Source organism: Rothia sp. HMSC075F09, assembly GCF_001810515.1.
Lineage (GTDB): Bacteria > Actinomycetota > Actinomycetes > Actinomycetales > Micrococcaceae > Rothia.
Genome location: NZ_KV801780.1, coordinates 349,206 through 376,020, shown reverse-complemented (window position 1 = coordinate 376,020; position 26,815 = coordinate 349,206). Strand labels below are relative to the sequence as shown.

The window sequence follows — 26,815 nt, the reverse complement described above, 5'->3', positions numbered from 1 at the left end:
CTTGTGAATAAATCATAAATTGGAGTTATTGCGCTCTGGGTGCAAGTAGTATCTCAACCCCTTAAGGTTGTCCAAACACCTATCAAAAACAGCCCCTCGCACAGCCGCAGCACCCCCATCCGCACAATCTAGCTACAACGCGACCGCGCCAACGCCCAAACATGGCATGAAGCAGGTGCACCCTATGGGACAATAGCGCTGTGACTACCACCGACTATGCGCAGCTCAAAGTAGCTCGCGAACTGCTCACTCGAATCCCCCTCCCGCTCGACGTAGAAGCCGGCGAAACCCCCGGCACCCCCGGCACCCCCTACACCGTCACCCACGACGGCACCGCAGAGCACGGCACCGCCACCGCACGCACCCTGCTCGCAGCCATGGCACGACAACTCGACGACTACATCCTGCCGCGCAGCGCCAGCGTCGATAACCCCCTCACCATCGTGGTCGGCGGCTCCACCGGCGCCGGCAAATCCACCCTCGTCAACACCCTGCTCGGCGAACCGCTCACCCAGTCCGGCGCGATTCGACCCACCACCCGCCACCCCGTACTCCTGCACCGCGCAGAAGACGAGGCGGCACTGTCACCCGAACGCTTCCTGCCCACCCTGCCGCGCACCCGCACCTCCGGCATGAACGCCGGATCGCAGGCACTACCGGGCCTTGACCCGAAGATTGCGCGCGCCCTCATTCCTATTACTACCTCGGCGCTACCGCAGGGCATCGCGCTCATCGACGCACCCGATATCGACTCCGTCTCCGAGGAAAACCGCACCCTCGCCAAGGAACTGCTCTCCGCCGCTGACCTGTGGCTCTTTGTCACCACCGCCAACCGCTACGCCGACGCCGTGCCCTGGGAACTGCTCCACGAAGCAGCCGCACGCTCCATCGCCATCGCCGTGGTGCTCAACCGCGTGCCCGAAGGCGACGAAGAAGCCATCGAAAACGACCTGCGACGCATGCTCGACGAGGCGGGAATCCACGCCGTACTGATTCACACCGTCACCGAACAGCCCCGCGACGCAAGCGGCATGCTCGCCCCCGTCAGCCTCGCCCCGCTGACCCTGTGGATCCGCGAACTTGGCGCCGACGCACCCGCCCGCGCCGCCATCGCCCGGCAGACCCTCGCCGGTGCCGTCGAAACCCTCGCCGGAAACCTGCAGGTGCTCGCCGCCGAACAGGCACGCCAGCAGGCGGCGCACCAGTCGCTTGCCACCATCGTCGCCGAAGAATACGAGGACGCGCTGACCACCATCGACGGCGCCCTCTCCGACGGCTCCCTGCTACGCGGCGAAGTGCTCTCGCGCTGGCACGACTTCGTGGGAACCGGCGACTTCTTCCGCTCCCTCGACAGCACCATCGGTCGCCTGCGCGACCGCGTCGGCTCCGCCCTGCGAGGCCAGCCCGCCGCCGCCCAGAAGGTAGAAGACGCCCTCGAAAGCGGCATCCACGCCGTCGTGCTGGATGCGGCCGCCCGCGCCTCCGAAAATACCCGCACCCGCTGGCGTGCCAGCCGCGCCGGACGCTCCCTGCTGGCGCGCCTTGATGCGCCGCAGGCTGTTTCTGTTGCGCCGCAGACGGCCTCCGCCGCGCCCGAACAGAACGTAGGCGCAAACGGCGAGGCAAAGGGCAACGAAGCGAAGGGGGAAGTGCAGTCCGCCGAGGACATCTTCTCCGCAGCCGTTGCCGAACAGATTCGCCTCTGGCAGGGATCCGTCCTCGAAATGATCCGCGAAGAAGGAGCCGACAAGCGCAAACGCGCCCGCTTCCTCTCCCTGGGCGTGAACGCCACCGCCGTGATGCTCATGGTTGCCGCGTTCAGCCTCACCGGCGGCATCACCGGTATTGAGGCGGGTATCGCCGGCGGTAGCGGAGTGGTCGGCACCAAACTGCTCGAGTCCATCTTCGGTGAAGACGCGGTGCGCCGCATGGCAACCCGCGCCCGCACCGACCTGCTCGAACGCATGTCGGGGCTGCTCACTGAGCACGCTCAGCCCTTCACCGCCGTACTGGAAGAAACCGACCCGCAGGCTGATGCCGAGGACATTCACCGCGCCGCTGAGCAGGTGCAGGCAATCGCCGCAGAAATGAGCACCCAGAGTCAAACCACACAGCGCCAAGCCGCAGCCCACACTAACGGCACGGTTGCTCGCTAAACCACTCCGGACAGGCACCCCGCACCACAGACGAAGAAATAACGCACTATGACTACCCCCGAGAAGAAACTCGAGAACGCCGAGCGCAATACTACTGAGCGCAACACCGAGCGAGGCGCCACCCCCGCCGTGGCAACCTCGCCCTTCGCGCGCTCCGTCGCATCCCTCAAGGACGCCATCAGCTACGGCGAAGGACGAGTCCCCGAAACCGTGCTGCTCGACGCCGCCGCAACCCTCGAACGCCTCAGCCAACGCCGCGAACTCTCCACCGAACACACCGTCATCGGCTTCTTCGGCGCGACCGGCAGCGGCAAATCCACGCTCTTCAACGCCATCGCCGGGCAGAACATTGCCCTCTCCGCGCCCACACGCCCGACCACCTCCACCGTGCAGGCGGCAATCTGGGAAGCAGAAGGCAGCGAAGAGCTACTTGACTGGCTCGGCATCGACAAGCGCGTCTACCCGCAAACTCAGGCGCTCGCCGCCGAAGGAGAGACAACCGAGGGTAATAAGGCAACCGGGGGAGTAGCGGCACCCAATACCGTCACCGAACCGGCGCCCGGACTCTTCAACCGCATCCGCCGCGCAGTAGGCGGACGCGGCGAAATGCGCACCCGCACCGGCGGCCTCATCCTGTTGGACATGCCCGACTTCGACTCGGTCACCACCACCAACCGCGACCTCGCCGCCCGCATGATGCGCTACGTGGACGTACTCGTCTGGGTTGTCGACCCCCAAAAATACGCCGACGCCGTCATCCACCGCGACTTCATGGTGCCGCTTGCCGCATCCGGCGCGCAGGCGCTCTGCGTGCTCAACCAGGCGGACAAACTCGCGCCCGCCGAGGTGCCCGCCGTGCTCGCATCCCTCACCCGCCTGCTCCAGGCTGAGGGCACCGAAGCGCACCTGCTTGCCGCACCCATCGCCGTCTCCGCACGAACCGGTGAGGGCGTGGACGTGCTCCGCGACCTGCTCGCCCAGGTAGCCGCCGCCAAGAGCCTATCCCTGCAGCGAACCGACGCGCAGCTGCACGCCACCGCCTCCCAGCTGCGCACCTACGCCGGGGGAGAGGGCACCGTACTCGCCGGAGCCTACGCCCTCGAAGCGGAGCAGAAGCTCGTGAAGGCATGCTACACCTCCAGCCAGGCAGAGCAGGTTTTGCAGGCGGCAACCGCCTCCTACCGCCGCACCGCGGGTCAGCACACCGGCTGGATCCTCACCCGCTGGATGAGCCGCCTGAAAGCTGACCCCCTGCGCCGCCTGCACCTGGGGCAGCAAGACGAAACGAAGAGCACGTCTAAGGCCGAGAAGTCCGCGGGCATGCTCGGTTCCGATAGCGAGAACGCACCCGAGCTGGTGGCATCCTCGCTACCTCCGCTGAGCGCCGCGCAGAAGGCTGGCATGGCAAACGCCGTGCGCCAATACAGCAAGCAGATGGCGGCCCGCATCGACGAACCGTGGAAACGCAGCATGAAGGAAGCCGCCCTCTCCCGCGAGGCTGAGCTACCCGAACTGCTCGAACGCGACATGATGCGCATCGACTACGGTCTGGGCCGCACCCGCGCCCCCTGGGTCATCTTCAATGCCCTGCAGTGGATCGCGCTACTGAGCGCCCTGGTAGGCGTCGGCTGGCTGACCCTGATTTCCGGCATGGCGTACCTGCAGATTCAGCTGCCGCCCGCCCCGACCCCCGAAGGCTCCCCGGTGCCCCTGCCGACCCTGCTTCTGCTGCTGGGTATCCTGCTTGGTATCGCCTCGGCGGGTGTGGGCAGGCTACTTACCGCCATGGGTTCACGCTACTACGCACGTAAGTTGCGGGGTCGCCTGCAGACCGGCGTGGAGAAGGCAGTGCAGTCCTGCGTGGTCGCCCCGGTACAGCAGGAAGCAAAGCGCCTCAACGCCTACCGCAAGGCGCTGGACATTTAGCGGCGTATCATCCGAGAAACCGCATCAAACTAAGAGCGCACAAAAGAATCCCTCCCCACCTCAATCGAGGCGGGGAGGGATTCTTTTCGTTAAATCTACACGCTACTGAAGCTTAGTCCTCTTCAGTACTCTCACCGCAGGGAGCCTGCTGAGACGCCGCAAGCTCACGCAGACCGTCCGTAATCGCCTGAGCAGCCATAACGACCAGCTCAGGGTAGTTGCGGTTCGGCTGGCGGGTCATGCGGTCAATCGGACCCGAGATGGACACTGCCGCAATCACCTTGCCGCCGGGCGCACGCACCGGAGCAGAGACCGAGGCGGTTCCGCGCTCGCGCTCACCCACGGACTGCGCCCAACCGATGCGGCGCACAGCCGCGAGCATGGCGGCGCTGAAGTGGGCGTCGCGCAGGCCTTCAACAATGCGGTTCTGGTCTTCCCAAGCCAGCAGAACCTGGGCGGCGGAACCAGCCTGCATGGACAGCTGGGTGCCGACCGGAATAGATTCGTGCATGCCGGAGGGGCGGGGGGAGGTGGCTGCGCACACGCGCCAGTCACCCTGGCGGCGGTACAGCTGGGTGGACTCGTCAGCTTCGAGGCTGAGCTTCTGCAGGATCGGGTCTGCCACGGTGATGAGCTCGTCAGCAATGGTTGCGGATGCGAGTTCGGTCAGGCGGGGTCCGAGCATGAAGCGTCCCTGCACGTCGCGGGCTACGAGGCGGTGGTGTGCCAACGCCACGGCGAGGCGGTGTGCGGTGGGGCGCGCCAGACCGGTTGCCTTGACGAGGTCACCCAGAGATACGGGTCCTGCCTCGAGGCAATCAAGAATGAGGGTCGCCTTGTCGAGCACGCCAACGCCGGAGGAGCCGTGGGAGTTTACCTCTACCATCTGCTCGTCGGCGGCCATGTGTTCGGGCGGCTTGACGGGGTCGACAATCGGTGCGTTGTGGTATGTGGATGCGTTGGGGTGACGCATTCCGTGTGCGTTAAAACGTGAGGCGGAAGGAGTCATTCTTATATTCTATCTCAGAATATGAAAGATACCCCGGACTTCATGGACTCTTTGAGATGCAGAGCTGAAGATGGAATCACCCCCTACGGGATAAATTGTGAACTTTTCATAATAAGTGTTTGTGTGGGTTTATGGGTGAAAATATGCGAAAAGACGCAGAAAAATGCGAATAATCTCGCAAAATTACCCTGGAGTCATAGAGTAAACCCACATAAAAACACTCGCTAGTTCGGGGTGTTTCTAGGCCGTCTCACAGGCTAAGAATCCGTGAAAAAATATGCGACACGCCGCAGGGAAATACCGATTTGAGGGTCCCATCGGGTACATAATCCGCCCCTCAACTCCGCAAACTTGCGGCACGCACCACACCGAACGCATCCACCGTAGGAACGCATCAAGCAGGAGAAAGCATGACTAGCGAACAGAACGCAACCACCGCGGGCACCCGTCCGCGCACCCTGGCAGAAAAAGTCTGGGACGCACACGTCGTCGTCCCCGGCGAAAACGGCAAGCCCGACCTGCTCTATATCGACCTGCAGCTACTGCACGAAGTGACCTCCCCCCAGGCATTCGAAGGCCTGCGCATCGAGAACCGCCCCCTGCGCCGCCTCGACCTGACCATCGCCACCGAGGATCACAACACCCCCACCGACAACATCTTCGGCACCATCGCCGACCTGACCAGCCGCACCCAGATCGAGACCCTGCGCCGCAACGCCAAGGAATTCGGCGTGCGCATCCACTCCCTCGGTGACGAGGAACAGGGCATCGTGCACGTGGTCGGCCCGCAGCTGGGTCTGACCATGCCCGGCATGACCATCGTCTGCGGCGACTCCCACACCTCCACCCACGGTGCGTTCGGCGCTCTCGCGTTCGGTATCGGCACCTCCGAGGTGGAGCACGTCATGGCGACCCAGACCCTGCCCCTGGCACGCTTCAAGACCATGGCAATCAACGTTGAAGGCACCCTCAAGCCCGGCGTGACCGCAAAGGACATCATCCTCGCTGTCATCGCGCAGATCGGTACCGGCGGCGGTCAGGGCTACGTGCTCGAATACCGCGGCTCCGCAATCCGTTCCCTCTCCATGGAGGGCCGCATGACCATGTGCAACATGTCCATCGAGGCGGGCGCACGCGCCGGCATGGTCGCCCCCGACGAGATCACCTTCGAATACATCAAGGGCCGCCAGCACGCACCCAAGGGCGAAGAGTGGGACAAGGCAGTCGAGTACTGGAAGAGCCTGCCCACCGACGAAGGCGCCGTCTTCGACAAGGAAATCTTCATCAACGCTGACGAGCTCGAGCCCTTCGTCACCTGGGGCACTAACCCCGGTCAGGGTATTCCGCTGAGCCACGCCGTTCCCTCCCCGGATGACTTCGAGGACGAGAACGACAAGGTTGCAGCAGAACGCGCCCTCGAATACATGGGCCTGGAGGCGGGCACCCCCATGAAGGAAATTCCCGTGGACGTCGTCTTCCTGGGCTCCTGCACCAACTCCCGCATTGAGGACCTGCGCGCCGCCGCAGACATCGTGCGTGGCCGCACCATCGCCGAGAACGTGCGCATGATGGTCGTGCCCGGATCCCAGAAGGTCCGCGCGCAGGCAGAAGCAGAAGGCCTGGACAAGGTCTTCAAGGACTTCGGTGCCGACTGGCGCTTTGCCGGCTGCTCCATGTGCCTGGGCATGAACCCCGACCAGCTGGCGCCCGGTGAGCGTTGCGCCTCCACCTCGAACCGTAACTTTGAGGGCCGCCAGGGCAAGGGTGGCCGCACCCACCTGGTCTCCCCGGTGGTTGCCGCCGCAACCGCTGTGCGCGGTACCCTGTCCGCCCCGTCCGACGTCGTGGCCTAGCACGCCGCTATAGCTAAGGAGCCATTATGGAACCCATTATTAAGCACACCGGCATTGGCGTGCCGCTGCGTTCTTCGAATGTTGACACCGACCAGATTATTCCCGCCGTCTACCTCAAGCGAGTGACCAAGACCGGCTTCGACGACGCCCTCTTCGCTAACTGGCGTAAGGACCCCGAGTTCATCCTGAACCAGGAGCCCTACAAGCACGGTAGCGTGCTGGTTGCGGGCCCGGACTTCGGTACCGGTTCCTCGCGTGAGCACGCCGTGTGGGCGCTGCGCGACTACGGTTTCAAGGTCGTTATTTCTGCTCGTTTTGCCGATATTTTCCGCGGCAACTCGGGCAAGCAGGGCCTGGTTACCGCGCAGGTTGCACAGGACGATATCGAGCTGATCTGGAAGGCGCTGGAGCACGAGCCCGGCACCGAAATCACCGTTGACCTGGAGTCCAAGACCGTAACCGTGGGTGCGCTGGTTGTTCCCTTCGAGGTTGACGACTACGTGCGTTGGCGCCTCATGGAGGGTCTGGACGATATTGGTCTGACCCTGCAGAACCTCGAAGCTATTGAAGCGTACGAGGCGAAGCGCCCCTCCTGGATGCCCCGTACTCAGGAACTCTAAGCCGAGAGCTCTAAAACCTAGAGATATAAAGCTCGAAGGCGGCGACTGATTCAGTTGCCGCCTTCGAGCTTTTCTGTACCCAAAAACCTAGCACACATATGAATGTGCCTCCCCGGAGCATCAGCTTCCGGGGAGGCGCATTTATTGACGACCTAGAGCTTAGGCACCCTCAGTGATGGGGGTGTTCAGGGTTGCGTTCTCGGTGCAGCCGTACAGCGTTGCAGAACCGGGGGAGCGCACGCCCGCGGTCGGGTTTGCGTTCTGTGCGGTGGCAAGAGCGAAGTCAGAAACCACCTCGTGGTTAATGTAGCTGCCGCCTGCGCCGCCGCCGCTGCTCAGGGCGCTGAGCGAGTAGATGTTGCCTTCGCCCTCGAACTGCACCTGACGGCCGAAAACGGCCTCGTAGTATGAGCCAACGGTCCAGATGTTCAGGCCTGCGCCGCCGCCGCCGTAGCCGGCGCCGCCACCGGATGCTACGGAGGTGAGGGAGAGCTTGCCGTAGGTGTGGGAGAGCAGCGCGCCCGAGCCGCCCTTACCGCGGTAAGAGCCGGTAGCGTCCGCACCGCCGGTTCCCTTTTCCTTATCACTCACGGAGTCGCCCTCGTAGCGGTAGTAGCGCGGGAAATCGTAGGAGTCGAACCAGGATTCGGACATGGGCATGAGCTTTAGCTCGTTGTTCTCGTCGAGGACGCCTGCCAGTGCCTCACCGAGGGTGCCAGCTACGCCGGAGCGACCAGCGGTACCGCCGGTGACCATGAAACGCATGTCGAGGGTCTTATCGTCCTCGTCGAGGGGCTTGAACTCCTGGTAGGGGCTTGCCATGAGCATGCCGCCCTGACCGGTGTTGTCGGTGCCCAGGTCGCCGCCCGCGCTGCCGCCTGCGGTGGTGGATGCATCGCGACCGTCCAGCGCCACGCGCAGTGCCGGGTTCAGCTGATCCTTGGGCTGGGCGTTGAAGAGGCTCTGGTGGGTGGTGAGGGTGCCCAGCTGCGCGCCGCCGCCGCCAGCACCGGCAACGGCTACGACGGTGACTGCGCCGTCGCGGACGAGCTCGACCGCGGAGGAGCCGCCGCCGGACGCGCCGTACACGTAGCCGCTATCGGTGCCTCCTACTACCTGCGCTGCGCCGGTTGCGGTGCTGGAGCCGGTGGAGTCGCCGCCTGCTGCGTAGCCTTCGCCTCCGAGTGCGGGCTGTGCGCCGGCTGCGGAGCCGACGCCGCCGTTACCCGCCCAGACGCGCAGGATGTCGCCGGACTTGACCGCAAGAACACCGCTGAGCTGTGCACCGGCACCGCCGCCAGCCAGGGCCGCGTTCGTGACGTCGGTCAGGTATCGGGGAGTGAAGGAAGATGCGGCACCGCCGGCACCTCCCACGAGGTCGAAGCGTACTCGTCCAACGCCTTCAGGGACGAGCCATTCGGTGTATGCGCCAGCCTTGTCGTCGAAGCCGGTTGCGGTCGGCTTGAGGGTCAGAGCGGGGGAGCAGGTGGGCTCGCCGCTTGCCGCCCATGCAGGGACGGTTGCGCTGGCGAGGATAACGGGAGCACTCCACGCCGCACCCTGTACGAGGCGACGGCGCGAAATGCGTGATGCAGTGTTGTGATGTGTCATATTTGGGGTCCTCCGGTAGTTCGCGGATGCAGCCGCGAAGCGACCTGTGGTTGGTTGCGATGGGCCCTGGTTTTTAGTTGACTTTCGAATATTTACGGTGATGTTGAAGTGAATTTTTGAAGTTAAAGTGAATCAGGAAGCCGAACCGTTTTGGTTGGGTACCATCGCAAAGGTTTATGCAGTGAATGCACGCCACGCGCCCTCCCGTGAGGCTCTGTACTGCGCGGGTGCAAGGTCGGTGCCGGCGCCTATGCCGCAGTGTAGAGCTGATTGGCTCCTCCGTGAGAGCGGAGGCGCCGTTCAGTGGGCACGAGTGTGCACGTTATTGTAGGGGTGAGGTTGCTCTCAAGTTCAAATTCGGACGTTAAAAAGACGAAACTAACGTCAAATTTCGGCGAAGAAACAGAAAATGTTTGCATTAGTGTGAATGTTTGTGTATCTTTTTGTTTTTCTGGCTCTGAATCTGAGGGGGCCAGAGCGGTTTTTCACATACACAACAGAGCAAAATCTCAGTCACGAGTTCCAAAGGTTCTTCAGTGTTTGGAGCACCTTTACGCAGGGCTTAGAATAATGATGAATATATGCGCCCGTTTCGCCCTGCTACCGGCAGGGGCGCGGCACGACAGAACGCGGCGCATCGGCACACTGTTAAAGTTCGGCCTAAACCAGCCGACTCCACAAAGGATTTTTAATGACTGAGAACATCAGCAAGCTTCGCATTGAAGGTGGCACTCCGCTCGTTGGTGAGGTTCACGTTCGAGGCGCCAAGAACCTGGTGCCCAAGGCGATGGTCGCAGCACTGCATGGTTCGACCCCCTCGACCCTGCGTAACGTCCCTGACCTGAGCGATGTCGAAATCGTTACCACCCTCGTGGAGCTGCACGGTGCAAAGGTCGACTATGACCGCGACGCTGGTGTTCTGACTCTCAACCCCGCACAGGATGCAACCACCGCTGCAAAGAACGCAGAGGAGATTCAGCTCTTCGGTGGTAACTCCCGCATCCCGATTCTGATGGTGGGCCCGCTGCTACACACCCTCGGTACCGCACGCATCCCCAACCTGGGTGGTTGCAAGATTGGTGACCGCCCCATCGACTACCATATGGCGGCTCTGCGCAAGTTCGGTGCAGTCGTTGAAAAGGATGATGAAACCGGCACCACTCTGATTGTTCCCGAAGAGGGTCTGAAGGGCGCAGAGATTGTGCTGAACTACCCCTCCGTGGGTGCTACCGAGCAGGTTCTGCTTACCGGTGTGCGCGCTAAGGGTAAGACCATCCTGCGCAATGCAGCGATTGAGCCCGAAATTATTGACCTGATTGCTGTTCTGCAGAAGATGGGCGCCATCATCTTCATTAACGAGGACCGCACCATCGTCATTGAGGGCGTGGACGAGCTGACCGGCTACGATCACGCGTCCCTGCCCGACCGTAACGAGTCTGCTTCTTGGGCTTCTGCGGCGCTGGCTACCGGCGGCGACATTTTCGTGCGCGGTGCAGCCCAGAAGGACATGACCGCGTTCCTGAACCAGTTCCGCAAGATGGGCGGCCTGTACGAGGTGACCGCCGAGGGCATCCGCTTTACCCACCCGGCTCAGCGCACCCCCGGAGCTCAGCTGAAGCCCATCGTCTTTGAGACCAACGTGCACCCCGGCTTCATGACCGACTGGCAGCAGCCCCTCGTCGTGGCGCTGACTCAGGCTAAGGGCGCGTCCATCGTGCACGAGACCGTGTACGAGGAGCGTTTCGGCTTCACCAACGCGCTGAAGCAGATGGGCGCAGATATTGTCGTCATGCGTGACTGCGTGGGCGGCACGCCCTGCCGTTTCGAGGGTAAGGGCTACGGTCACTCCGCTATTATTTCTGGCCCCACCCCGCTGACCGGTGCCGACATTGAGGTTCCGGACCTGCGCGGCGGCTTCTCCCACATTATTGCTGCTCTGACTGCTAAGGGCACCTCTCACGTGAGCGGTGTTGAGCTGATTGCTCGCGGCTACGAGAACTTCGAGGAGAAGCTCAAGGGCCTGGGTGCCAACTTTGAGGTGCTGGCACGCAAGGCGTCGAAGGCTCCCAAGCCCGATGCAGCAATCGTCGTTGTTGAGCCCGAGGAAGTTGAGGTTCAGGACTAGTGAGCGGACAGCAGGGAAAGCAGGCTCTGCCTGAGATTGAGCCCACCGCCTCCGGTGATGCTCTGTACAAGGTGCTCGGTAACGCTGCGCGCGGGCTGTACAAGCTCATCGCGCGCGTTGAGATTACCGGCCGTGAGAACCTGCCTAAGAGCGGCGGGTACATTATCGTGGCTAACCACACCACCGAGCTTGACCCGGTGACTGTGGCTTTCCCTGCTTTCGTTGAGGGCGCCCTGCCGCGCTTCTTGGCGAAGGATTCGCTGTTCCGCGCCCCCGTGCTCGGCTACATTATGCGCAAGCTCGCGCATATTCCTGTGGTTCGCGGTTCGGTGGATGCGCGTAAGTCCCTGATTACTGCCCGCAAGATTGTTGAGGCTGGCGGTGCCGTCGTGATTTTCCCGGAGGGCACCACCACCCATGATCCGCAGCTGTGGCCCATGCAGGCGCGTACCGGTGCGGCTCGTCTGGCTCTTGCGACCGGCGCGCCCGTCTTCCCGGTGGCGCACTGGGGGGATGAGCAGATTCTCGGCTACGTGGATGAGCCTGGCGAGGACGGCCGCATCAAGGAGAAGCGTAAGATTTCGCTGTTCCCGCGCAAGACCGTCCGCGTGAAGGTTGGCAAGGCACTGGATATTGCCTCCCTCGTTGAGGATGCCAGCCCCGATGCTAAGCACACCCGCACCGAACTGGGCGTGGTCACCGACGCCATGCTGGATGCTATTACCGCCGAGCTGGAGCAAATCCGCGGCGAGAAGGCTCCTGAGGGGCGTTGGAATCCGCGCACTAAGCGTCGTGAAGCCCCCGGCACCCCTTCGGGGCCGGTCGGTGGCGCGCTCGGCGAACCGGACGAAAAGTAGCATCCCAACTGGGAAAATCGTGAGGCCCTGATAGGAGCCGCGGCTATTTGCTGAGGCGTCTGTCAGGGACTCGCACAATAAGCTCGCAAGGAAGAGAGGCTGGTGTTTTCGTGACTTTCTTTGGACGCACCCCCGCAGCAAGCCCTGAATTTACCCCTCCGGCAACCGTACAGTCTATTGCGGTGCTGGGTGCCGGTAGCTGGGGCACCGCTTTCGCTAAGATCGCGGCGGATGCTGCCCGTGAGCGTGGAGATGACACTCGTGTGACCCTCATTGGTCGTGATGAGCAGGTGATGGCTGAGTGCGAGCGCACCCGCGAGAACGCCCGCTATTTTCCGGGAATGAAGCTGCCGGACAACATGCACTTCACGGCGGATGCCCCCGCGGCGCTGACCGGCGCCGATATCGTGGTTCTTGCCCTGCCTGCGCAGGTTCTGCGTTCGCAGTTGCAGAGCTTCGCCCGCTATATTGAGCCGAACGCCATGCTGGTGTCTTTGGCGAAGGGCCTGGAGACCGGTACGGGTCTGCGCATGTCGCAGGTCATTACCGAGGAGCTGGAAGAGGCTATGGCTCTGCGCGGTGCTGATGTGCGCGCGATCGGTCATATTCCGCACCGCGTGTGCGTGCTCTCGGGCCCGAACCTGGCGAAGGAAATCATGGGGGAGGAGCCTACCGCCTCCGTGGTTGCGGCTCGTACCCTGCCGGTGGCTGAGTCTGTTGCTCACGCGATTGCGTGCGCGTACTTCCGCCCGTACACCAACACGGATGTGGTGGGTACCGAAATTGGCGGCCTGGTGAAGAACGTGATTGCGCTTTGCGTGGGTATTTGCGAGGGCCGTAATTACGGCGATAATTCGAAGGCGTCCATTATGACGCGCGGCCTGGCGGAGATTACCCGCCTGGCGGTGACGTTGGGTGGCGAGGCTGCGACGATGAGTGGTCTTGCCGGTATGGGTGACTTGATTGCGACCTGCTCTTCGCCGCTGTCTCGTAACCACACGGCGGGCCGCCTGCTGGCCCAGGGCATTACCCCTGACCGCCTGCATGAGCACATGAGCCAGACCGCTGAGTCGATTAAGTCGGCTCCCGTGGTGGCCGAGCTGGCTCGCCGCCACGGCGTGGAAATGCCTATCGTGGAGGCCGTGGTGGCGGTGCTTTCGGGCCGCATCAGCATTGAGGACCTCGCCCCGAAGCTGCTGGGCCGCCGCCTCAAGCACGAGGGGCACTAGGGTTAAAGCTTTCTGATGTGCTGGCACCCCTTGATTCGGGTTGTGTGCCAGGACATACTAGAAGAAGATTGAATGTAAACATCCAAGGACGGATACCGTTGCGGAAAACCGGTGCGTGAGAAACGCATCAGTGACCGCGACGGTATTCGTGCGTTAGGATTATTGACGCATTGCCGTTCCACCTTCCGGACCTAAGGGTAGGGGAACATTGACTAGGAGAAATATATGACCGAGAAGAAGACCGTCGCCCTGCTGTGCGGTGGCCGCTCCTCCGAGCACCCGATTTCGCTCATTACCGCTGCCGGCGTTCTGGGCGCTATTGACCGCACCGCCTACGACGTCATCACTATCGGTATTACCCGTGACGGCCGCTGGTACCTGACCGATGAGCAGCAGCTCGCTGAGCTGACCGCTGGCACACGCGGTACCGCAGAGTTCCCCGAGGGTACCCAGCAGGTGTTCCTGCCGATGGGCGCCGGCGATTCCCGCCTGACCCTGGTGGATGCTGAGGGTAACGTTACCCGCACCGCACCGGTGGACGTTGTGTTCCCGCTGCTGCACGGCCCCTTCGGTGAGGACGGCACCGTGCAGGGTCTGCTGGAAATGGCTGACCTGCACTATGTGGGTTGCGGTGTGACCGCATCCGCTGTGGGTATGGATAAGCACTTCATGAAGGTTGCTTTCGAATCCGCTGGCCTGGAGGTCGGCCCCTACGAGGTTGTCACCAACCGCCAGTGGGAGCACGAGGACCGCGAGCAGATTCTGGAGCGCGTGCTGAAGCTGGGCTTCCCCCTGTTCGTGAAGCCGACCCGCGCAGGTTCTTCCTTCGGTATTACCAAGGTGGATTCGGTGGAAGAGCTCGTGCCCGCGATTGAAGAGGCACGCCGCCACGACCCGAAGATCATTATTGAGGCGGGTATTGTGGGCCGCGAAATCGAGTGCGCTGTGCTCGACGGCCACCACGGCGAGATGCCCCGCGCATCCTATCCCGGTGAGATTGAGGTTGTGGATGAGGACCACGGCTTCTACGACTTTGAGGCGAAGTATGTTTCTGAGTCTTCCGCTGTGACCGTGTGCCCGGCGAACCTGCCGCAGGATGTGCAGGATCGTCTGCGTGAGCTGGCTGTGAAGGCGTTCCTGGCGCTGGATGGTGAAGGTCTGTCTCGTGCGGACTTCTTCTACACCGAGGATGGCCGCCTGGTCATCAACGAGGTGAACACCATGCCCGGCTTCACCCCGATTTCGATGTACAAGACCATGTGGGAGAACACCGGCATCTCTTACACTGACCTGATTAGCGAGCTGCTGACCCTGGCGATGGAACGACCCCTGGGTCTGCGCTAGTTCTTGAGGCTGCGTTAGTTCTGAGACTGCGTTAGTTGTTCTTGAAGCTGCGTTAGTTCTTGGGCACGCTGTCGTTTTGACTGCGCTCAGTTATTGAATACGTAACGGTGGGGGAGTAGCCCCTGCTGTAAGGCGCCTCGGTGCGGATTCTTGAGGGATTCGCGCCGGGGCGCTTTTTGCGCGGTGGGCAAGTTCAGTCTGTGCGGGAGGGGTAATTGGTACGTATTGAGCCCCAAAAGCTTATGAGAATCGCTCGTTTTTCACTCATGAGAAAAATCACTTACACCCACCTCGGGGCTGCTTGGATAGTGGAGTGCAAGTTTTAAAGTGGTATTGATAAGGCAAAACGTAATTCTGCTCATAAGTGCATGAAATGATGCTTCTAGGTAACGAAAAGATGTTGTTGATGGTCGTTGCACATCTTGAAGCTCAAAGATTGGTATGAAAGCGCTAAAATGAGTAATGAAGAAAAAGTCGATTCGGTAGAATAGATGAAGGCATATCCAATCTGCCCTAGCGATTGGGTATCTATTCACTCACAACGTATTAGAAAGTCAAGGACAACCTTTGGGAAAACGAAACCGTAAGGTGGTCTCTGCGAGTCTGGCGACAGCACTGGTTGCTTCCGGAAGTCCATACGTAGCCTCATTTGCTCAAGATGTGCAGGAGGCAGCGTCACAGCTTCCGCCGAACCCTGTCGGCACCGCAAGCCAAACCCTGGACCCCGCCGCGGCCGCGGCATCTTCCTCTCAGGCGGCAGTACCCACGCTCGCAACCGTGAGCGCATGGCCCACCGCTCAGGGGGACAATAAGACTGACAAAGCGCAGGCAGAGCCCACCGCTCAGCCTAGCGCTTCTTCGAGTGCTCAGCCCACCGCTAGCGCCGAGCCCTCCGCGAGTGCTACGCCCAGCCCGAACGCTACCGCGCAGCCTACTGCCGAGCCCACCGCTTCTGCGAGTGCTACCGCAACCCCGAGTGCTACGGCGAGTCCTAGCGCAGAGCCCTCTAAGGAGGCGACCGCTGAACCTACTGCTACGCCGACCGTAGCTCCTAGCGCAAGTGCCGAACCGAGTGTTGCTCCTACTGCAACTCCGACGGCTGAGCCGACTGTAGCTCCGACTGCGGAGCCTACGGTCCAGCCGACGGCAGAACCTACTGTTGCTCCCACTCCGGAACCGACCGTTGCGCCTACTGTGGAGCCCACCGCAGAACCCACCAAGGATGCAACTCCTGAGCCTACTCAGGATCCGACTCCTGAGCCTACGGTAGAGCCTACCCCTGAACCTACTCCCGAGCCGACGAAGGACGTAACTCCCGAACCGACCCCGGAGCCGACCCAGGACCCCGCTCCGGAACCGAATCCGGTGCCCGCTCCTGAACCGACCAAGGACGTAACTCCCGAGCCGACTCAGGAACCGACTGAGGCACCCACCCAGGATCCTTCTCAGGTTCCGGTAGTCCCGGCCCCGGTTCAGGATCCGACTCAGGAGCCCTCCAAGGAAGCTAAGCAGGAGCCGACTAACGAGCCGACCAAGGATGCGGTTATCCCCGTGATTCCGGTAGCTCCCGTAGCTCCGGTAGAGGATAACAAGGACAGCTCGGACTCCAAATCGGTTACCCCGATTGAGACCGAACCTGTTGCTCCGATTCCTCCGGCGAACAACCCTGTGACCGTCCCCGGCAATCGTCAGGAAGTCTCTGGGGAAGATGTCATCATCTCCATTGAGCTTCCGCGACCGGGCAGCTCCTCTGACTCCTCAAGTTCCTCTTCGGGATCTTCGAGCTCTTCACCGAGCAAGGCACCGAGCGACAGGCTTGATGGCGAGGATGACGATCCGTTGCGTTCTGGTGGCACCACCCTCGGACGAATCGCAGCTAATAACGGTTCGAATGACTCCATTCCGGGTGCGGCTGACTGGGTTGCTGGATACCTCTCGCGCAATAAGACAGAGGAGGACCACTCCCACGAGGCAAGCCCCTCGAACTCCTCAAGCTCGGTATCGGCTTCGAAGTCGCCTAGCTCCTCCTCCACCTCGGCTAGCGCCAGCCGCTCTGCAAAGAGCGTGGCAAAGGCTGACGGCGCGAATGCCGCCCAGGAGCAGGCCGTGAAGAATGCGGACGCGGACGATTCCGGACTTTCCGGTATTGCACCGCTGATTCTCTTCTCGCTCATCGGTCTGGTGCTGATTGCTCTGGCAATCCGCTACTTCAGCCGCGGAGCATAAGGCGAACATAACGCGTAAGAATACGCGATAATAGAGGATGTGAATCCTCAGACTTTTAGCGAAACGCGGGACAACCCCATGCGAGAGACACCTCTCTCAAAGCTGGGGGAGTCCCGCGTTCTGCGCGCTTTCATGCCGATTATCAACGCCCACAACGAGCAGGTTGCCGCAGCGGCACGCCAGGCGGGGCGCATCGAACCCCTCGAGGTGGGCCCCGGTGACGACTGTGCCGTCCTCGCCGAGCCCGCGCCCGGTCAGCGTACCGTGGTCACCACCGACACTCTCGTTGAGGACCAAGACTTCATGAACCTGTGGCCCGGTGGTATCGCACGGGCGGGTGAGGCCGGTGAGTTCATTCTGGACCCCGCCCGCAGTAGCGGCTACGATGTGGGGCGCAAAGCCGCGACCCAGAACCTCGCCGACGTTGCCGCCATGGGTGCGCGCCCGGCGAGTCTCTTCATCTCACTGAGCCTGCCCGGTAGCACTCCTTACGGCTGGATTGACGGCTTCGCCCACGGCATTGTGGACGGAATCAACGCCTGCGGAGCCACCGAATGTGTGATTGGCGGCGGCGATATTGGCGACTCCACCGAAATGTCGGTGACCGTCACCGCCCTCGGCTACACGGACCGCGCCGTGCTGCGCTCCGGTGCACGCCCCGGCGACACTATCGCCCTGGCGGGGCGTACCGCCTGGTCCGATGCCGGTCTGCGCCTGCTGCTCAACCCGCTCTCCCTGCCCGCCACGGCACTACTGCGCGCCATCGCCGCAGGTCAGGATGCTGAGGCGGCGCTGGATGCGGTGGGACAGGCGTGGGCTCAGCGGCAAACTGAGAAGCAACCTGAAGGTACTAGTGCTCCTCCTGCTGGCGCTCTTCCCGAGGGGCTCATCGAGCTCGCCCGCACCCTCACCCCCGAAGATGCCGCGCACATGATTGCGGTCTGCGAGCGCGCCGTCGAATCACAGCACCACCCGGTCAGCCCCATCCCCGCCGGTGAAGTGGCACGCCAGCATAGGGCGAGCTCCATGCTGGATCTTTCCGACGGGCTCGTCAAGGATGCTGGACGAGTTGCCGCCGCATCCGGGGTGCAGATGCGCCTCGACCGCGCCGCCGTGGATGCGTTTGCCGAGCCGCTGCTGCCCCTGGCGCGCCTGCTGTTGGTGATTGGTGAGCGTAACGAGGTGGGGGAGAGTCCCGCATCCCTGGCGCGTACCTTTGTGCTGGTTGGCGGAGAAGATCACGGCCTGCTGGCGACCTTCCCCGGCGATGTGCCCGAAGAATTTGTGCCCCTGGGAACCTGTGTTGCGGATGCCCCGGAGCGCGGGCTGAGCGCCGAGCTCTACGGTTCCGAGCGCCGCCATGATACGGTGACCGGCGCCGCGGTGGTGATGGACGGCCGCTCCCTGGACGGCATGGGCTGGGAGCACTACGGGGCTTCCGCGTAGGAGCTTCACCGAGTGCCGCGAGGTGCGTGCGGTTTATATGTTTAGTCCGTGCTTTCAGCCCGCGGGATAGACGACGGACAATACCGTACATTTAACCGAAATTGCCTAGAATAGAAGTACGAAATAGGCTGGATCCCGCCCGTGCCGCGGGCGCTGAGAAATCAGTCGGGAACTAACCGGGAAATCAGTCGGGAACTAGCCACAAACTCAGCCGAGAACCGCGCGAAACTGACGAAACCGACGAGGAGGGTAGCGTGAACGCAGAACAGAACCAGCGCACCGAAGAACGCGAGATTTACCGCCGCGCCTGCGTGCGCGCCTACCGCTTCGGCGTAGCGTGGTCCACCGCCGCCCGCACCACCATCGAACGCTACCGCGAGGCGCTCAACGAACTCAACGGGTTCCCCGTGCCCGATAAGGACACCGGCTCCAATATTGCCCACACCCTGCTGACCCTGACCGAAGAGTTTGAGCGGGGCATGGAACAGGTTCTGCCCAGTGAGGATCTGCCCCGTAAGGTTCTGCCCAGCGAGGTTCTTCCCGCTGGCGAAATTCCCGTCGGGGAGGGTGCGTGCGTGCCCGAGGCGGCGGGCGCCTCCGAAGAGGAAACCCTCGCCCACCTGTGGATTCAGCTGGGCGGAATCTACGAGCACGCGATTATGCGCGCATCCCGCGTGGCACGCGGCAATTCCGGTACCCTGCTCTGCGCCTGGGCGCTGGAGGCGGTGCGCAGCTACTGGTTCCTGCCCGGAAACCTCGCCCAGGAGCTTGGCGATGCGGCTGCCGAGTTGCCGCTCGTGCGCGCCCTGGAAGCAGACTACGAGCGTGTGCTGGCTGGCGGTTCCCTGCCGAAGCACCGCGAAGTGAAACTGGAGTACGCCCACGCGGAGGCGCGCGCGATGGCGTTCGCGGCTGAGCGTATTCGTGCCAGCGTGGGGGAGCAGATGGTGCCCTCCACGATGCTGTCGGTCATGGTGGAGCTCGCCCGCCTGGACGCACACTATGATGCATCGCAGGACGCAGAAGCTGCTGACGATGTGCTGAAAGAGCGTCGACGTGCGCTGATGCGTGCCGCCCTGGAACGTACCGCGCAGTTCCCGCCCTCACCCGAGCTTGCAGGTTTCGTGGATGCTGGCGCGCTCGGCTTCTACCTTGCCGTGGTGCACTCCAACCCGCGTTGGGAAGGGGCGACCCTGAACGAGGCGCAGGTGGAGTCCATGCTGCGTGCGCCCTCTGCCGGTGTGACTTCTGTAGCTGGTTCTGCGGCACGAGTGGGTTCTGAACAGGCGGACGCTGAACCTGCCGAGCACGCAGAAAGTGAGGGGCAGAGCGGCTGGGAGCTCATGGGCACCCTGACCTGCGAGCCCCTCGCCCTGGCGCAGTTGCGCCCCGAACTTGAAGCCATGGGCGACAGCCTGCTCATTACGCCCCTGGACATGGCGGCTGGGCTTTGGGCGTTGCACGTGCACGTGCCCGAGATTGATCCCGCCCGCGAGTTGATTATGGGCTACGGGCAGTGGGCGGATGAGCGTATTTCCTCCCTGGCGGATGGTCGTCACGCCGACCACGCGTGCGGTGCGGAGGGCGGCGCATGAGCCCCGCCCGACATTCCGTAAACCCGCAGCAGGAAGCCCTGGATTTGGGGCTTCCCGAGCCTGCGCCCGCTAAGACTAAACCTGCGAAGGCCGAGGCAGCGCAGGGTGAACCCGCAGAGTCAACGGCTGTCGAGCCTACCCGCGCTCAGCGGGGGAAAAAAGCTACGCTTCTACTGAGCGATGAGCAGCTCCGCACCACCGCCGAGCTGACCGTGCGCGATCTTGCCGCCTACGCCCGCGGCGAGGTGAGCCGCGCCGAACTGAGCGAACGCGCGGCACAGCGCGCCAGCGCACCCTACCGTAAGGCGCTCAAGGCCCTCAAGCATTCGCTGGGTCCCGCCGCGCACACCATGACCGACGATGCTCTCTACGAGCTGGTCGATATTGCGTTGGCGGCACGACAGGCAACTCAGGCGGAGGAGCCCGCCCGTAAGAAGGCAACCCGCAAGGCACCCGCTCAGAAGAAGACGGTTCAGAAGGCACCTGCCCAGAAAGAACTAGTTCAGAACGAACCGAGCCCGCAGGAGAGTGAAACTGCCGCGCGGGATATTCCGGCGCGCCCGCAAAAGGTAACGAAGGCAAGCGAAGAGGTCGAGCAGGAGCCTGCGCCGAAGAAGAGTGCGCCCGAGATAGAAGCTGAAAAGTCCGCGACCAAAAAGTCTGCACCCAAAAAGGCTGTAGCGAAGAAGACTGTGCCCGCAGAGAAAGCTCCTGCTTCCAAAGCCTCGACATCGAGAACCCCGGCATCGAAAACCCCGACAAAGCCTAAAACCGCTACGCCGAAAACCGCCTCCAAGAAGGCAACGCCTGCACAGAAAACCCCCGCGCCGAAGAAAGCGTCCGCCCAGAAAGCTTCCGCGAAGAAGACAGCTACTAAGCAAGCTACTACTAAGACAGTTGCGGCTGAGAAGCCCGCATCAGCCGTCGCGGAGGCTAAGAGCCGTGCTCTGGCACGCTACGCCTCCGAAGATCGCATCGAAAATGCGCCGCTCAAAAAGTACCTGCCCGCGCCCAGCGCCAAGGCAATCTCCACGCACCTGGACCTGCACACCGTCGGGGAGATGCTCGAATACTTCCCGCGCAAGTACCTGCCGCGCGGCGAGCTCAGCTCCTTCGCCGAACTCGTTGAGGGCCAGGACGTCACCATCATTGCCCGCGTGGTGCACGTGAGCACCCGAACCATGGCGGCGCGCCGCGGCAAAATCACGGAAGTGACCATCACCGACCGGCTTTCCGACGCCACCGGGCAGGACGCACCCGCCGGTTTTGGGGCTGGCGGTTTTGGCGCTGGAGGGCCCGTCTCCGTGGTGCCCGGGCGCGCTAACCGCCTCGGTTCCTCCAGTGCATCCAGCGTATCCGGTGTGCCCGCGCAGAACTGGCAGGCAACCGGGATGCACAACCCGCGCATTAACGCGCTCGCTAACACCGCCCAAGGCAGGGGAGCCCAGCCCGCCTCCTATAGCGGCTACGCAGATAGCTACGGCCAGGATAGTTTTGCACAGGATAGCTTCGTGCAGGGAGGCCTCTTTGGCGTGCCCGCGCCCAGCATGACGAACCCCGGTGCGCTTATTGGCTCGCAGATGAAGCTTTCCTTCTTCAACGCCTGGACCGCCGCCCGAGAAATCCACGAGGGCGAAACCATGATGTTCTCGGGCAGGGTCGACATCTACCGCGGCGAATACACCCTCACCAACCCGCACTACGCCCTGCTCTCGAAGGATGCCTCCGGCGCGGACGTCACCGACGCCGCCACCGCCCCCGTGCCCGTCTACCGCGCCCCCGTGAAGCTGCCCACCGACCGCATCAGCGGCTACATGGTGCAGCTGCTCGAAAAGGTGCCGCTCAAAGAACTCGAAGACCCGGTACCCTACACGATTCGTCGCGCCCGCAAGGTGCCCTCCCTGGAGTGGACGTACCGCGCCCTGCACACCCCCGATTCGGAGGACACCTGGCGTGCCGCGCAGGCGCAGATGCGTTACCGCGAGGCATTCGTGTTGCAGAGCGCGCTCGCCCGCCTGCATTCGGCGCGTGCCGCGCACCTGACTCAGCCGCGCCCCGCCGTGGAGGGTGGACTCGCCGATCAGCTGCTTCAGGTTCTGCCCTACGAGCTAACCGAGGGGCAGCAGAAGGTGGGCGCTGAGATTGCCGCCGATCTGTCGAGCGAATCGCCCATGAACCGCCTGCTACAGGGTGATGTGGGTTCCGGTAAGACCGTGGTGGCTCTGCGCGCCATGCTGCAGGTGGCCGATGCGGGCGGCCAGTCCGCGATGCTCGCCCCGACCGAGGTGCTTGCCGAGCAGCATTTGCGTTCGGTGCTGGACATCCTGGGGGATATGGCGGCGCCCGAAGACTCTGACGATTCAGCCGCCGGTTCTGCCGAGGAAACTCCCTCGAGGAGCGGGGATGAACCCCGCCGTGTGCGCGTGCGCCTGCTGACCGCCTCCATGGGTACCCGCGCCAAGCGCAAGGTTCTGCAGGAGCTCGCCGACGGCACCGCCCAGATTGTGATTGGCACCCACGCCCTGCTCTCCGATGAGGTGAGCTTCCACGATTTGGGTCTGGTCGTCGTGGACGAGCAGCACCGCTTCGGCGTGGAACAGCGCGACGGCCTGCGCGGCACCGACGGCGTTCTGCCGCACCGCCTGGTCATGACCGCAACGCCCATTCCGCGTACCGTCGCCATGACCGTGTTCGGTGACCTGGACGTGTCCGTGCTCGACACCCTGCCCGCCGGTCGCCAGAAAATCTCAACGCACGTGGTACCCCTTGCCGAGAAGCCCGCCTGGGCGTCCCGGCTGTGGAGGCGCGCCCGCGAAGAAATCGATGCGGGCCACCAGGTGTATGTTGTCGTACCCAAAATCGGGGAGGATGGCGACGGCATGGAGGAAGGCGCCGCGTTCTTTGGCGCATCCAGCCTGAACGGTGCGGGTGCGGGCGCGGGCAACTCTGCCCAGGGCTATTTCGGGCAGGGCGGTAGCGCCAGTAGCGACGGCAAGGTTCAATTGACCTCGGTCGCCTCAATGTACTCGTACCTGAGCGCTGAGGACGCCCTCGTCGGCGTGCGTATCGGCACCCTGCACGGCCGCATGGACCCGGCGGAGAAGACCGCCGTCATGACCGCTTTCGAGCGCGGAGAGATTGACCTGCTCATCAGCACCACCGTCATTGAGGTGGGCGTGAACGTCCCGAACGCCACGCTCATGATCATCATGGATGCCGACCGTTTCGGCATCTCGGGCCTGCACCAGCTGCGCGGTCGTGTGGGCCGCGGCGGCTACGCGGGCACCTGCCTGCTCGTCACCCGCCAGGAGGAGGGCGGCGTGTCCCGCGAGCGCCTGGATGCGGTTGCCTCCACCACGGACGGCTTTGAGCTTTCCCGCATCGACCTGGCGCAGCGCCGTGAGGGTGATATTCTGGGTGCTGCACAATCGGGCTCGAAGAGCACCCTGCGGTTCTTGCGGGCGCTCGCCGATGCTGACATTATTGAGCGTGCCCGCGAGGATGCCCGCTCGGTGGTGGAGAAGGACCCGACGCTGGCTAAGCATCCGTCGTTGGCGCGTACGATTGACCGCGCTCTGGACGCTGACCGTGAGGCGTTCCTCGGCAGGGGATAAGCGCCCCACAGGGCAGAACGCTCTGCCAGTTGTGCCCACCAATCTGCCTTGCCCGCCACCGACTGAAACCGTGACTTCAACACACCGCACTAGTTAAGAGGAGAGACCCTATGAGCCGTATTATTTCCGGTGCCGCCGGAGGCGTTCGCCTTGCCTCGGTTCCGGGGGATAATACTCGCCCCACCACCGACCGGGTGAAGGAATCCCTCTTCTCCAAGCTGGAGAGCTACGACATTATTCGTGGCGCTCGCGTGCTGGACGCCTTTGGCGGCTCGGGCGCGCTCGGCTGCGAGGCGCTCTCGCGCGGTGCGGCCTCCGTGACTCTGCTGGACACCTACCCGAAGGCTGTTGCGGTGATTCGCAAGAACGTTGCCGCGGTGGAGAAGGCGATGGGGCGCACCGGCTCTGGTTCTTCTGGCGCTACCGGTTCTGCGGCGCGCGTGCAGCAGTCTCAGGCGCTGACCTACGTAAAATCCGCCTCCGGTCCGTGGGACCTGGTGTTTGTTGACCCGCCCTACGCCATGCCGAACGAGCAGGTCAGCGAGCTGCTGGAGGCGCTCACCCCCAAGCTTGCCGAGGGTGCCGTGGTCGTGGTGGAGCGTTCTTCGCGCGATGCGGAGCCGGTGTGGGGCGAGGGCCTGTACTGTTTTTCGACCCGTCAGCACGGCGAGACGGTGCTCTACTACGTGGAGCCTGACGAGGCGGAGGAGCAGGCGGGCGACGAGTCCGGCGAGAATACTGAGCCCGGCGAGGACGCTGAAGAGCTCGCAGCCTAAGCCCGCGCTCGCGCAACCCTGCGCTCGCGCATCCCCCGCGAGCTCAACCCCTCTAACCCACCCGCCCCCAGCCATTCCAACCTCTGATATTTATTCGTGAAGGGACCGCCATGATTGCCCTCTGCCCCGGATCTTTTGACCCCGTGCACCACGGCCACCTGGAAATCATTGCCCGCGCCGCTCAGCTCTTTGACGAGGTGATCGTGGGCGTGGCGCACAATAACTCCAAGAAGTACCGTTTCTCCCTGGAGGAGCGCGTGCAGCTGGTGCGTGAATCCCTGCAGGAGCTCGGCATTGAGGGCGTGAGCGTGGAGCCGATTCCGCCAGGCGTGCTGCTTGCCGAGTACGCGGCGGAGCGTGGTGCGAAGGTGCTGGTGAAGGGTCTGCGTTCTGCGACGGACTATAGCTATGAGGCTCCGATGGCGAGCATGAACCGTCACCTGGCGCAGGTTGAGACGGTGTTCTTGGCCGGTGAGGACCGCTACGGTGCGGTGTCGTCCACGATTATTCGTGAGGTGGCGTCGCTGGGGGGTGACGTGACTCCCTTCGTGCCGGAGGCGGTTGCCCGCGCCCTGAAGAGCGCCTAGGAAAACGCCTCATCAACCCGGGCACCCCGGGCAACCCATGTGTGCACCCACCCGACACGCCCGACATGCCCACCGGCAGGGCTCCGGTAGAATAACTTGCACCACCGGCCGGGCACTTAAAATCCCCCAGTAGTAGCCCCGACCGGCCGATTAAATGCCGCGCGGCGCCTCCTTAAGGGGATATTTAAGAGGTGAGCGCCACTTAAAGAGATTTAAAAGGCGCTTAATCTTGATTAACGGTGCGAATGACCCCTAAAATGGGACTTTGGTTTATACATTTCGTAAGGAGAAACGCCATTTCACGTGCAGACGCATCGCCGCTGGTGGTATCGGTCACTAACCTGATTCACCGCCCCGGCACCATGGAAACTCTCACTGAGGTTCTGCCCGCACCGGCAGACCTGGGTAACACGCTCATCGGCGTGGAAGAGGGTTCGGATATTGACCTCGATATTCGTATGGAGTCTGTTGTTGATGGTATCCTAGTAACCGGCTCCGTCGTTGTGGATGTACACGGCGAGTGTAGCCTCTGCTTGGATCCGATTGATTACGAGATGTCGGCCAATATTCAAGAGCTTTTCGTCTTTGAGAAGGCCCCGGCTGGCGGCCCCGAAGACGAAGTAGATGAGCAGTACGCCGTTGAGGATGATTCCATCGACCTTGAACCGGCTCTGCGGGACGCAGTAATCCTTCAACTGCCGTTCCAGCCTGTTTGTAGGGACACCTGCCAGGGTCTGTGCGCCGATTGCGGTGCGCGCCTGGAGGATGACCCCGGGCATCATCACGAGGTGTTGGATCCGCGCTGGTCGGCCCTACAGGGCCTGCTCGGTGCAGATACCGAAAACTAAATTGTTGTTACTAGAGATTGTGAGATAGCTGTGGCTGTTCCCAAGCGCAAGATGTCCCGCGCTAACACCCGCGCACGCCGTTCCCAGTGGAAGGCATCCGTGCCCCAGCTGGTTAAGACCGTTGAAAACGGTCGCGTGACCTACAGCCTGCCCCACCAGGCAAAGGTTGTAACCGACGCTGCAGGCAACGCCCTGTTCCTGGAGTACAAGGGCCGTAAGGTTGCAGACGCCTAAGAAGCGGTGAATCCTTATGACTGAATTTCCTAGTGTTGATACTAGGGAGTTGCGTAAACGTCTCGGAGTCGATATCGACGCCGAGACGTTTTTGCTATCCCTAACCCACCGCTCCTACGCCTTCGAGAACCCCGGAGTGGAGCATAACGAGCGCCTGGAGTTCCTGGGCGATTCAGTGCTTTCCCTGGCAATCGCTGAAGAAGTGTACCGACGCTACCCCGACCTGCCCGAGGGTGAGCTCGTGAAGCTGCACCACGTGGTGGTGTCGACGGTGGCGTTGGCGAAGGTGGCACGCGACCTGGACCTGGGCAAGTACATCCTGCTCGGTAAGGGCGAGATTCACACCGGCGGCGCCGATAAGGACTCGATCCTTGCCGACACCATGGAAGCGATTTTCGGGCTGACCTACCTGGAGTGCGGTCGCGAGGCGGCTCGTGACCTGGTGCTGCGCCTGATTGCCCCGCTGCTCGACGATGAGAAGGTCCTGAACTCTGGACGCGACTGGAAGACCGAGTTGCTGAACCTTGCCACCGCCCGCGGCTGGGGAGACGTGCGCTACGAGGTCACCGGCGAGGGCCCCGACCACGCGCGCGTGTACACTGCGGTCGCTATTGTGGCGAACCAGCAGGCCGGTACCGGTGTGGGTCCGAGCAAGAAGGAGGCGGAGCGCCTTGCCGCTGAGCAGGCGTACCGCATCCTGGTTTAGGCTCAATCAAGCATCCTGCAGGTCTGTTAGCTCTGCGGGCTCTTGATTCTGCA

The 26,815-nt window shown here is 62.8% G+C and carries 19 protein-coding genes; 17 read left to right on the top strand and 2 right to left on the bottom strand.

All coding sequences use genetic code 11. From position 1 onward, the window contains the following. Positions 1–200 precede the first annotated feature (200 nt). On the top strand, positions 201–2,156 hold the full coding sequence (locus HMPREF2749_RS03350) for a dynamin family protein (protein WP_070593424.1): 1,956 nt from the start codon (positions 201–203) through the stop codon (positions 2,154–2,156). Positions 2,157–2,204: 48 nt separating this feature from the next. Further along, positions 2,205–4,082: a GTPase gene (locus tag HMPREF2749_RS03345; protein ID WP_070593423.1), complete on the top strand. Its 1,878-nt coding sequence runs from the start codon at positions 2,205–2,207 to the stop codon at positions 4,080–4,082. A 112-nt stretch (positions 4,083–4,194) separates the two neighbouring features. Here HMPREF2749_RS03345 and HMPREF2749_RS03340 read toward each other — a convergent pair whose 3' ends face one another. Further along, positions 4,195–5,091: an IclR family transcriptional regulator gene (locus HMPREF2749_RS03340; protein WP_371325931.1), complete on the bottom strand. Its 897-nt coding sequence runs from the start codon at positions 5,089–5,091 to the stop codon at positions 4,195–4,197. Between the two features lie 410 nt (positions 5,092–5,501). Between HMPREF2749_RS03340 and leuC the strand changes: the two genes are divergently transcribed. Further along, entirely contained in the window at positions 5,502–6,944 is a 1,443-nt protein-coding gene (gene leuC / locus HMPREF2749_RS03335) for a 3-isopropylmalate dehydratase large subunit (RefSeq protein ID WP_049356655.1), read from the top strand. 26 nt (positions 6,945–6,970) lie between these two features. Next, positions 6,971–7,564, top strand: coding sequence for a 3-isopropylmalate dehydratase small subunit (gene leuD, locus HMPREF2749_RS03330; RefSeq protein ID WP_070593422.1), 594 nt, complete (start codon positions 6,971–6,973; stop codon positions 7,562–7,564). A gap of 159 nt (positions 7,565–7,723) precedes the next feature. On the opposite strand, the gene HMPREF2749_RS03325 is transcribed toward leuD, so the two are convergent. After that, the gene (locus HMPREF2749_RS03325) at positions 7,724–9,175 is read right to left on the bottom strand and encodes a transcriptional initiation protein Tat (RefSeq protein WP_070593421.1); all 1,452 of its coding nucleotides are present in this window, start codon (positions 9,173–9,175) and stop codon (positions 7,724–7,726) included. Between the two features lie 691 nt (positions 9,176–9,866). Here HMPREF2749_RS03325 and murA point away from each other — a divergent pair. From murA to rnc, 13 genes are all read left to right on the top strand, one after another. After that, the gene (gene murA, locus HMPREF2749_RS03320; RefSeq protein ID WP_049349036.1) at positions 9,867–11,300 is read left to right on the top strand and encodes a UDP-N-acetylglucosamine 1-carboxyvinyltransferase; all 1,434 of its coding nucleotides are present in this window, start codon (positions 9,867–9,869) and stop codon (positions 11,298–11,300) included. Continuing rightward, positions 11,300–12,157 carry a lysophospholipid acyltransferase family protein gene (locus HMPREF2749_RS03315; RefSeq protein ID WP_070593420.1) on the top strand — a complete coding sequence of 286 codons (858 nt, stop codon included), beginning with the start codon at positions 11,300–11,302 and terminating at the stop codon, positions 12,155–12,157. Before murA ends, HMPREF2749_RS03315 begins: the two co-directional genes overlap by 1 nt. 110 nt (positions 12,158–12,267) lie before the next feature. Next, the gene (locus HMPREF2749_RS03310) at positions 12,268–13,386 is read left to right on the top strand and encodes an NAD(P)H-dependent glycerol-3-phosphate dehydrogenase (protein ID WP_070593419.1); all 1,119 of its coding nucleotides are present in this window, start codon (positions 12,268–12,270) and stop codon (positions 13,384–13,386) included. 225 nt (positions 13,387–13,611) lie between these two features. After that, the gene (locus HMPREF2749_RS03305; RefSeq protein WP_070593418.1) at positions 13,612–14,730 is read left to right on the top strand and encodes a D-alanine--D-alanine ligase family protein; all 1,119 of its coding nucleotides are present in this window, start codon (positions 13,612–13,614) and stop codon (positions 14,728–14,730) included. A gap of 660 nt (positions 14,731–15,390) precedes the next feature. Beyond that, on the top strand, positions 15,391–16,956 hold the full coding sequence (locus tag HMPREF2749_RS03300; RefSeq protein ID WP_246823493.1) for a PT domain-containing protein: 1,566 nt from the start codon (positions 15,391–15,393) through the stop codon (positions 16,954–16,956). A gap of 78 nt (positions 16,957–17,034) precedes the next feature. Further along, positions 17,035–18,402, top strand: coding sequence for a thiamine-phosphate kinase (locus tag HMPREF2749_RS03295; protein WP_070593416.1), 1,368 nt, complete (start codon positions 17,035–17,037; stop codon positions 18,400–18,402). Positions 18,403–18,656: 254 nt separating this feature from the next. Continuing rightward, positions 18,657–19,997, top strand: a complete 1,341-nt coding sequence (locus HMPREF2749_RS03290) for a DAK2 domain-containing protein (protein ID WP_070593415.1) — start codon at positions 18,657–18,659, stop codon at positions 19,995–19,997. Further along, positions 19,994–23,611: an ATP-dependent DNA helicase RecG gene (locus HMPREF2749_RS03285; RefSeq protein ID WP_083301079.1), complete on the top strand. Its 3,618-nt coding sequence runs from the start codon at positions 19,994–19,996 to the stop codon at positions 23,609–23,611. Before HMPREF2749_RS03290 ends, HMPREF2749_RS03285 begins: the two co-directional genes overlap by 4 nt. A 110-nt stretch (positions 23,612–23,721) precedes the next feature. Beyond that, on the top strand, positions 23,722–24,387 hold the full coding sequence (rsmD, locus tag HMPREF2749_RS03280) for a 16S rRNA (guanine(966)-N(2))-methyltransferase RsmD (RefSeq protein ID WP_049349054.1): 666 nt from the start codon (positions 23,722–23,724) through the stop codon (positions 24,385–24,387). A gap of 110 nt (positions 24,388–24,497) precedes the next feature. Further along, positions 24,498–24,974: a pantetheine-phosphate adenylyltransferase gene (gene coaD / locus HMPREF2749_RS03275; protein ID WP_049349056.1), complete on the top strand. Its 477-nt coding sequence runs from the start codon at positions 24,498–24,500 to the stop codon at positions 24,972–24,974. 239 nt (positions 24,975–25,213) lie between these two features. Next, complete coding sequence (locus tag HMPREF2749_RS03270) at positions 25,214–25,822, top strand: YceD family protein (RefSeq protein WP_012903341.1); 609 nt, start codon at positions 25,214–25,216, stop codon at positions 25,820–25,822. A gap of 30 nt (positions 25,823–25,852) precedes the next feature. Continuing rightward, positions 25,853–26,056, top strand: coding sequence for a 50S ribosomal protein L32 (gene rpmF / locus HMPREF2749_RS03265; RefSeq protein WP_005505656.1), 204 nt, complete (start codon positions 25,853–25,855; stop codon positions 26,054–26,056). A 16-nt stretch (positions 26,057–26,072) separates the two neighbouring features. Beyond that, positions 26,073–26,762: a ribonuclease III gene (gene rnc / locus HMPREF2749_RS03260; RefSeq protein WP_070593414.1), complete on the top strand. Its 690-nt coding sequence runs from the start codon at positions 26,073–26,075 to the stop codon at positions 26,760–26,762. The last annotated feature ends 53 nt before the right edge of the window (positions 26,763–26,815 follow it).